The organism is Sulfitobacter sp. AS59 (genome assembly GCF_038899995.1).
Taxonomy (GTDB): Bacteria; Pseudomonadota; Alphaproteobacteria; order Rhodobacterales; family Rhodobacteraceae; genus Sulfitobacter.
Genome location: NZ_JBBMQK010000011.1, coordinates 44,526 through 53,273, shown reverse-complemented (window position 1 = coordinate 53,273; position 8,748 = coordinate 44,526). Strand labels below are relative to the sequence as shown.

The window sequence follows — 8,748 nt, the reverse complement described above, 5'->3', positions numbered from 1 at the left end:
TCAATGATCGAATTGCCGTAGGTGATGATTAATGCGTCTTTTTCAGACCACAGATTGTTGCCCGGGGCGCGGCCCCGTTTGCGGCGCGGGGCTTGGGCCGGCCAAAAGGCGTCAACAACCAGACTGGCAAGAACATTGGCGTCTTGATCGGGATAGATATCCTGAACGATCCGCGCGATTTTCACGCTAAGGGGCGGTGTCTTGTCTGCCATGAAGGGTTTGCCTGATTAATGAAATGTGCTGCGATTTTAACCAGACTGTGCAAAAAGCAAAAGGTTTCAAAGGGATCGCGCCGGAATCAGCGCGTTTATGCGGGGCGGATGGCCTAACGATTGGGCAGTTTGATCACGGGCGTTGGTTAATCATATCCACCATAGCCGATACCCGCCCCCTGATGGCGGCATTTGTTCAAGACCACGCCCAGCATTTGCGCCTGACCAGACAGTTCACGTTCGCATTGGGCGATCTCATCTGTTGTTGTCACATCGGCGGCGGCGACGATCAGGACGCAATCGACGTGGCTGGCAATGGCCATCACGTCGTGGCTTTGCAGCATGGGCGGGGTATCAAGGATCATCATCTCGGGGGCGTAAGTCTTCTGGATATCGTCGAGGGCGAGGGGCAGATAGCGGCTGGCCAAGATCGGTGCCGCATCGGGGGCGGGGGCGCTGTTGGTTGCGATGGCCAGATTGCTGCCAATGCGCATTGCGGCAGGGCCGAAAGCACGATCCCCGCGCAGAAAATGCGCCAAATCAACGGGCGGTGCGATGCCCATCATATCGGCAAGGGAGGGGCGGCGCATGTCCATTTCCAACAGAATGCTATGGCGATCGCGCAGGCGTTGCAGGCTTAGCGCGAGGTTCAGCGCAAGGGTGCTTTTGCCGCATTCTGCCGTGGGCGAGGTGATGGCCACGCGCCGCCAGCGGTTATCGCGCATATGCCGGATCAGGCGGCTGCGCAGCATGTCGTAAGGCATGGCATCCAGACCGGAGCCATGGGCAAAAATACGGTTTGAGGACAGGTGATCGGGGTCAAGCGTGCCGGGCGTCAGCGCATCCCAAGCGGCGTGAAAGGCACGGGTTTCCTGCACCGACGGAATGGGTTTCAAACGCAGGTTCAGGGGCAACCTTGGCGGAACATCTATGGGGCGCGGGGCGGTCACCTTGGGCGGTTATCCTTGTGGCTGGGCTGTGGCGGCATGGGCGCGGCTGCGTTGATAGGGCAGGGTGGCAAAAGGCGTGATGCCCAACGCGGCGTTGATGTCTGCGGGGCGGCGAATGCGTTTGCTGAAATGATCCCTGAGGACGACGAAAACCAACCCGCTCAACAGGCCAAGCGCAAGGCCGGCAGCCAAGGCGACAAACCGGCTGGGCCCTTGGGGGTGCAACGGGGGCACGGCCGCCTCGAACAGGGAAATATGCTGCCCTTGGCGCAGGGTTTCGATCATCTTGCCCGTTTGCGCGCGGACCTTGTTAGCAACGGCCTGATCATGTTGCAGGCGCGTATTGGCCTGCGCGCGTTCAAGGTTGCCAAGGGTGATGGCGTTCGATGGTGTTGCCTGGATCGACGACGCAAGTGCGGCCATCGAGGCATGTATGCGGGTTTTGCGGGCGGTCAGTTCGGCCAGATCGGCTTCAATCTCGGCGCGTTCAACGTGGTAACTGGTTAACGGATCAGGGGAGGTTTCATCGGGCGACGTGATCCGCTGGCGAAGCCCCTTTAACTGAGACAGTAACATTTTCACCCTCGGATTATCGGGCGACAGCAGGGCAGATTGGGTCGCGAGGTCTTCTTCAAGCTGGGCCAGTTGCTGGGCCTCGGTTGATGGGGAAACCGTCGGTGTTTTTGCGGCAAGAGCGTTCTGACGCTGCTGCACCTTGGCCTTGCGGTCTTGCAGGTCGCCGATTTGCCGTTCGACCTGTAGCAGACGTTCCTGACCGGTGGTTTGCTGGCTGCGACGAAACGCGAGGCTGTCTGGCAAGGCGTCTGCGTTTTGCTGCCGAAACGCCAGAATTTCAGCATCTTGCGCGGCCAGCTCTGCCTCCAGCCTGGCAACGTCTTGGGTGAAAAACGCCAATGTTTTGCGCGCGGTTTGCGTGCGCGTGGCGATGTCTTCTTGCAAGATCATCTGCGCAATATCATTCGCGACATCTGCCGCGAGCTGGGCAGATGGCCCCTGAAAACTGATGCTGACAAGGGGGGCTGCATCGCGGCCGGGGGCGTGGGTCATTTCGATTCTGGTGCGAAGATCGCGGATCAGATCATCGGGTGACAACGCGGCGGTTTGATTGATGCCCCGACGCGCGGCCAGCTGCAAAAGAGTGTCGCGGGCAAGAATGCGTTGCAAGGCAAGCTCCAACTGCGCAAGCGCTTGCAGACGGACGGTTGAGGGGGCGAGATCGCCGGGGATTTGTTCCGATTCCACCAAGATGCGCGCGGTCGCCACATAGGTCGGGGCGCGCAATTCCATGATTGCGGCAGCACCCGCCAACCCCAACAGACCGAACATCAAAACCCAATGCAGCTGTCGCACCAGCCGGGCCATATGAAACCAGATATCCACGGCCTAACCCTGAACCCGCGCGGGTCGGTGGGCGATGGGCAACGGCCGGTTGTTGGTCATAGGCGCGGGTGCTTTCGGTTCGGTGAAATGTGAACAAGAGGTGTACCAATCGCCCTTTAGTTGGGCCGCATAGTGTTAAATCGTAGTTAACGGCGCAGCGGCTTTCGGACCTCTGTCGGCTGACCTGCGCGGTGCCGGATTTACTTCGTTAATTTAACCTTCTGGTAACCGTCCTGCGCCTAGCAATCTGGCAGCGATTAACCACAACAGGGTCCCGATTGACCGGATCCAGGCTGGTCTTACAGACCTAAAAAGGAGGGCGCTGCGATATGATTTTTCAAGACTTTGACACTGCATCCAGCGCGTTTAGCATCGCCCGTGCGCACCCGCTGCAGCCTTACAAGGTTGGTGATGATGGCCCACGCGGTCTGTACCGGAATGGCGGGAAACGCCTGTTTGATATGCTGGTTTGTCTGGCCATCGCACCGCTGGTGATTCCGCTTGTGGGGCTATGTGCCGGGCTGATTTGGTTAACCGGGCATCGTCCGTTTTATGCGCAGTTCAGGGTCGGGCTGAATGGCCGGGTTTTCAAGATGTGGAAGCTGCGTTCTATGGTTAACAACGGCGATAAAATCCTCGCCCGACATCTGGCCCGCGATCCTGTGGCAAAGCTGGAATGGCATTGCCTTCAAAAACTGAAACGCGACCCTAGGGTGACCCGTTTGGGGGCCTTTTTGCGGCGCACGTCCTTGGATGAATTGCCGCAAATCTGGAACGTTATAAAGGGCGAGATGAGCCTTGTCGGGCCACGTCCGATGATGATTTGCCAAGAGCCGCTTTATCACGGGCGGGACTATTACGATCTGGTGCCGGGGATCAGCGGGAACTGGCAGGTGTCGGCGCGCAATCAGGTGGATTTTGCCGATCGTGCGGCGTTCGACAGCGCCTATTCCTCGACGCTGTCGTGGCGGGGCGATCTGGGGATTTTGGCCAAAACCGTTCGCGTGGTTCTAAGGGCCAATGGCCACTGAAACGCGCGCCGAGGTGACGGTGATTATCGTCAGCTACAACACGGCACGGCTGACGATTAAGGCGATCGAAACCCTATACGCCAACACGCGTGAGACGATATTCGATTGCGTGGTGTTCGACAACGCGTCGCAGGATAATTCGGCGGCGTTGATCCGCGCGGCATTCCCCCACGTGCGCGTCATCGCATCGGATCAGAACATTGGATTTGCGGCGGCGAATAACCATGTGGCTGGGGCCAGCGTGACGCCATATTTTCTGCTGCTGAATCCGGATACGGAAACCCACCCCGGCGCGGTGGATGCGCTGGTGAGGTTTGCCAAATCGCGGCCAAACGCAGGTATCTGGGGCGGGCGGACCGTCTTTGCCGACGGATCGCTGAACATCGCGTCCTGCTGGGCGATACCGTCCCTTCGCAGTCTGTTTTTCCGGGCGTTTGGCATCTCTGCGGTGTTTAGGCGATCCGCATTTGCGAACCCCGAGGCCTATGGCGGCTGGCAACGCGATTCGATCCGCGAGGTTGATATCGTCGTGGGGTGCTTTTTGCTGATTGGCCGCCCGCTGTGGCAGGAACTGGGTGGCTTTCAGCGCAAATATTACATGTACGGAGAGGACGCGGATCTGTGTTTGCGGGCGCGTGGTCTGGGCTATCGGCCTTGCATGGCGCCGGATGCGCAGATCACCCACCATGTCGGGGCATCCACCCGGCAAAGCGAGGAGAAAACGATACTGGTGATGAAGGCGCGCGCGTCGATCATTCGTGATCATTGGCCGCTTTGGAAGGTTGGGCCCGGGATCGCATTGATGTGGTTATGGGCCGCTTTGCGGTATGTGGCCTCGCGCCCATTCACGAGGTGCCGGCGCGCGTCGGCGGATCATTGGCGCGCGGTTTGGGCGCGGCGGGCGGAATGGTTGCAAGGTTATGCGTAGGCCTGAATCCACCGTTTCGCGATGACGGTCGGGGACCAGCGATCAACGTCATGCAGCTGTGCGCGGTTCATACCTCCCAGATAGGACGCGGTCACCGAAAAGGTCGAATGGCGCGAATAAATCAGGTGATCACAACGGGATAAAAGCCACATGTCGGTCAGGGCATTTTCGGCCTCGCGCAGTTTTTCGATATCGGATGTCGGCCAATGCAACCTGCTGCCATCGGCTGGCAGGTATTTGTCGATGTGCTGCACATTACTGAATTCCGACGCGATCTGTGTCTGAACCTCTGCGTTATCGGTGGCCAGAAAAATCGACGCGTCTGGCATGTGAAGTAATTTTTGTCTCAGCGCTTTTTTGACGGGGCTTAGTGGAATTTTACGATCCGTATACCGGATATGTACGCCGATATTGGGTGAGGTGAGAGTGGCGGTAGCGCTATCTATCGGTTGCAAAATCCGCCGGTTTGGCGTGAAAAATTGCGCAAGATACCCCGCGATGATGTCTTTTTCGGACCTTGTGGCGAAATTTGAGTCGCGTCGCAGATGTCTGGCGATCCGTTTGAATTTCGGCAGATAAGACCAGAACACAGCGACATCCTCGGGCGTGTCAGGCCGGGCGAGGTTTATGCAAAACCTGCGATAGGCGACGGGGTTTGAATGGCTGCGCGGCGCGAATTTTTCAATCATCTGTTGGGGGGTAAGGTCCAGATTTCCGGCCCAAATGGCGGGCGTGACCGAGGTCGCCACCCCGTCATATGTTTCGCATTTCTGGGTGATGGGCGTTTGAAAAAGAAGCGGATAAGCGTTGGTGCCAATGGGGGCATAGCTGCCATCGCGCCAATCGATGATCGGGGTGCGGCCGGTTAGATCGGCAAGGGCAAGGCCGCAGACGGCCGACAGCATGCGGTTGCCCAAGCCGCCTTTCCCCTTGATCAGCAATATTGGTTTGACCATTGCCCGCCCAGTTTTTTTCCCCGCGCAAGCCGCGCTTGGGGTCAGGATCATGGTTAACCATTTACATTTCTTTAACCGCTAAAGGGCCAAGCTAAGGCAATCACAGTCAGGTTATGGGGAGAGAAAATGCGCCGCTTCAGTGCTTGGAAAACAGACAATCTGTGGCGGATCGCCTTGCTGTGGCTTGTGATGGTTTGGGGGGTAAGCGGTGCTATGGCACAGCCCTATCACATCAGGCCGGGCGACGTTCTGCGGATCGAAGTGCTGGAAGACCCTGAGTTGAACCGGTCGGTTTTGGTGACGCCGGATGGGCGCATATCGGTGCCAATGGCCGGCACCATGCGCGCGTCGGGGCAACCGATTGAAGCTGTTCAACGTGGCTTGGCCGGGCGTCTGGCCGCCGCCTTTACCAACCCGCCCAATGTTTTCGTATCGGTCGAGCGGTTGGCCGATCCGCGTTTGGATGTGGGGCACGCAGGCGCGCCGGAGTTGATTTCTGTTTATGTCATGGGAGAGGCGAACAGCCCGGGCCTGTTGAAAATACCGCCCAATACCAGCGTTTTGCAGGCCTTTGCCGCGATGGGCGGTTTCACCAAATTTGCGGCGATCAAACGCATTCAACTGCGGCGGGCGGCGCAGATCGTGCCGCTGAACTATCGGCACATCGAAGCGGGGTCGCAAGCGGCGCATATGAAACTGCGCGAGGGCGATGTGATTGTCGTGCCCCAAAGACGGTTGTTTGAATAAGGCTAGCGCCGTGATCGGCTGCGTCTTGCGGCGTTGGGGGGCGGCGGCGTGCTTACTTGGGTTGCCCGCATTGGCGCAAGGGGCCGGGTCGGGTGGTATTGCGCTGGACATGGCGTTTGAAACCTTTGCCGAGGGGCGATCAAACCCCCAATTGGACGGGGCAAATCCGCAGCATTTGAACCAAATCGGCAGCGCGTTCAGTTTTGGTGTGTTGACCCAAACCCGCAGCCAGGAATTATCGTTAACGGGGGGCGTATCCCTGCACGCGACGGATGGGCCGGGCAGAGAGAGCATGGCAAATGGTGTCGTCGACCCATTTCTGGCTCTGCGCTATTCGCGGCAGGCGCGGGATGCGTCGTTGTCCTTTGATCTGCGGTTTCAAGAGACGGATCTGGTGGAGACGGCACCCGGTGCATTCGGGGCCAGCATCCAAACCGGCACGGCGAAACGGCGGGAGGTTGGCGCGGAAATTGGCCTGAAATGGAGAGAGACCGCGCCCCTTGGGTTTGGTGTTTTGGCCAGCGTTCAAAAGACTGCGTTCATGGATGGGACCGCCTTTGGCCAGGGGGGGCAGGTGTTGCGCGGGACCACGCGGCACCGGCTTGAAGCGCAGGCGCGGCTTGATCTGGATGCGGCACATCATGTGATCGCGACCATCGGATACCGTGCCTTTCGGCAAGAGGCCACGACGGGTCGCCGCGAGAGTTTTCACCTTGATAATATGTATCAGATCGACAGGCCGCGGGGGCCGTTCGCGGTTAATTTGAGGTATACCAAAACAGAAGCCGGGCACCGGTTCAGCGGGATGGTGCGCCGTGAGTTAACCTTGCCCGATGGCATTGCGCGCGCGGGTATTGGTGCCGCACGCGGGGCGACAGGGGGCCGATATGTGACCGGCAATCTGGGATACAAGACAGCGCTGGCGCGGGGAAGTTTTGAGGCGCGCCTGCGCAGAGATCTGACGAGTAGCGATCAGGATGACAGCGAACAAATCAACACCTCGATAGGGGTGCGGTATAAGTTTGATGCGACGCCTTTGGATGGGATCACCGTTGATATTGACTGGGCGGAGGCCAAAAACACCCAGTCGGGGTTAACCACGATGAACCGCGTTCTTGCGATTTTCTATGCCCGAGAGCTGAGCCGCACAGCGCGTTTCAACATCGGGCTGCGCCGGCGAGAGCTGCGCGATAGTGTTACCGGTGTGGGGCGGTCGAATGAAATATTCATGTCGTTCCGCCGCAAATTCAGCGCGCGGTTCTAGGGCGTTTTGTCGAACAGTCGCGCGTAGGCGGCCAACAGATGTGGTGCTGAATGCGCCCAAGACAGCTGATCAAGCACCCGTTTGCGGCCCGCCCACCCCATATCCCAACGCAGCGACGTATCATCGATCAACGTTTGGATTTTATGCGCAAAATCAATGGGGTCGTTTGGTTGCGCGTAGAGCGCCGCAGGCCCGGCAGACACGCGCCCCTCGGTCAGGTCAAACTGCACGACGGGTTTTTCCAGTGTCATATATTCCATCACTTTGTTCATGGTGGAAATATCATTCATGGTGTTTTTGGGGTCAGGGGCCACGCCTATATCAATGGCGTTCAGGGCATCCAAAAGGGCGTTGTCATACAGCGGACCGGCAAAGGTAAAGTGGTCTTGGAGCTTTCGGCGCGCCACGTCCTGGATCATGTCGTGGTGGGTGGGGCCGAACCCGATAATCAGAAAATGAACATTTGCATCGATTTTATTAACCAAGTGGTCGGCGGCGCGGACAAGCAAATCCATGCCCTCTTGCTGGCCGATGACGCCGAGATAACCGATCAGGATCGCGGCCCCTTTGCGATAGGTTTGATCCCCTGCGGCCGGTAAAAATTCGTCTGTCTTTGGGGCGGAGCGGACAGTGAAAACATCATCGGCGTGCATCCCGCCACGGGTGATCGCGATGGTGCGAAAGCTGTCGTTGGTGGCGATCGAAATATCGGCGGTCTTGAATGTCATGCGTTCCAGCAGGCGCATCAAATGGTAAACGGGGCCGCGTTTGGCAAGCTTGGCCTCGAACAGTTCGGGGCTGACATCGTGGTGATCAAAGACATAGCGCACACCGCGCGGACGGTACCAACGGGCAAGCAGAAACACCAAATCAGGGGGATTACAGCCTTGGATCGCGTCGTAGGGGCGGCGTTTCAGATGGTTCTGGCCAGTCTGAACCAGTGCCAAAGGGCGTGCCCGTATTCGTGCGCATAGGCGAGCGTACCGGAATGCGCCTCGGCCGGTTGGGGGTAGCGATAGATGTGGACGCCGTCGATTTGCTCATAGTCTTGATCCCATCCGCGCCCCATGGGGCAGATGACGGAAACCTCGTACCCTGCCTGCTGCAGGGTTGTCGCCTCGAGCCAGACACGGCGGTCTAGGGGGACAGGCAGATTTTCCACGACGATTAGGATGTGTCGATCTGGATGGTCCGTCATATGTCCAACGTGGCTGGGGCAGGGTGCGCCTATTGGGGCCTGAACCTATAAATTTTCGGTA

At 58.5% G+C, this 8,748-nt stretch carries 9 protein-coding genes and 1 pseudogene; 4 read left to right on the top strand and 6 right to left on the bottom strand.

Going from position 1 to position 8,748, the window contains the following annotated elements:
• From WNY39_RS17210 to WNY39_RS17200, 3 genes and pseudogenes are all read right to left on the bottom strand, one after another.
• A pseudogene (locus tag WNY39_RS17210) lies at nucleotides 1–212 on the bottom strand (alpha-amylase); the annotation flags it as partial.
• Nucleotides 213–358: 146 nt separating this feature from the next.
• On the bottom strand, nucleotides 359–1,162 hold the full coding sequence (locus tag WNY39_RS17205; protein WP_342847523.1) for a CpsD/CapB family tyrosine-protein kinase: 804 nt from the start codon (nucleotides 1,160–1,162) through the stop codon (nucleotides 359–361).
• Between the two features lie 9 nt (nucleotides 1,163–1,171).
• Nucleotides 1,172–2,563 (bottom strand): lipopolysaccharide biosynthesis protein, encoded by a 1,392-nt coding sequence (locus tag WNY39_RS17200; protein WP_342847521.1) that lies wholly within the window; start codon nucleotides 2,561–2,563, stop codon nucleotides 1,172–1,174.
• 329 nt (nucleotides 2,564–2,892) lie between these two features.
• Here WNY39_RS17200 and WNY39_RS17195 point away from each other — a divergent pair, with 329 nt between their 5' ends.
• Both WNY39_RS17195 and WNY39_RS17190 read left to right on the top strand, forming a co-directional pair.
• Nucleotides 2,893–3,594, top strand: coding sequence for a sugar transferase (locus WNY39_RS17195; protein ID WP_342847519.1), 702 nt, complete (start codon nucleotides 2,893–2,895; stop codon nucleotides 3,592–3,594).
• A complete protein-coding gene (locus WNY39_RS17190; RefSeq protein ID WP_342847517.1) occupies nucleotides 3,584–4,522 on the top strand; it encodes a glycosyltransferase family 2 protein in 939 nt (312 codons plus the stop codon). Before WNY39_RS17195 ends, WNY39_RS17190 begins: the two co-directional genes overlap by 11 nt.
• Here WNY39_RS17190 and WNY39_RS17185 read toward each other — a convergent pair.
• Complete coding sequence (locus WNY39_RS17185; RefSeq protein ID WP_342847516.1) at nucleotides 4,513–5,478, bottom strand: NodZ family protein; 966 nt, start codon at nucleotides 5,476–5,478, stop codon at nucleotides 4,513–4,515. The genes WNY39_RS17190 and WNY39_RS17185 overlap by 10 nt on opposite strands.
• A gap of 126 nt (nucleotides 5,479–5,604) precedes the next feature.
• Here WNY39_RS17185 and WNY39_RS17180 point away from each other — a divergent pair, with 126 nt between their 5' ends.
• Complete coding sequence (locus WNY39_RS17180; protein ID WP_342847514.1) at nucleotides 5,605–6,225, top strand: polysaccharide biosynthesis/export family protein; 621 nt, start codon at nucleotides 5,605–5,607, stop codon at nucleotides 6,223–6,225.
• Nucleotides 6,218–7,489: a hypothetical protein gene (locus WNY39_RS17175; RefSeq protein WP_342847512.1), complete on the top strand. Its 1,272-nt coding sequence runs from the start codon at nucleotides 6,218–6,220 to the stop codon at nucleotides 7,487–7,489. Before WNY39_RS17180 ends, WNY39_RS17175 begins: the two co-directional genes overlap by 8 nt.
• On the opposite strand, the gene WNY39_RS17170 is transcribed toward WNY39_RS17175, so the two are convergent.
• On the bottom strand, nucleotides 7,486–8,436 hold the full coding sequence (locus WNY39_RS17170; RefSeq protein ID WP_342847510.1) for a glycosyltransferase family 4 protein: 951 nt from the start codon (nucleotides 8,434–8,436) through the stop codon (nucleotides 7,486–7,488). The two genes, WNY39_RS17175 and WNY39_RS17170, sit on opposite strands and share 4 nt — an antisense overlap.
• Nucleotides 8,403–8,687, bottom strand: coding sequence for a hypothetical protein (locus WNY39_RS17165; protein ID WP_342847508.1), 285 nt, complete (start codon nucleotides 8,685–8,687; stop codon nucleotides 8,403–8,405). Before WNY39_RS17165 ends, WNY39_RS17170 begins: the two co-directional genes overlap by 34 nt.
• Nucleotides 8,688–8,748 lie beyond the last annotated feature (61 nt).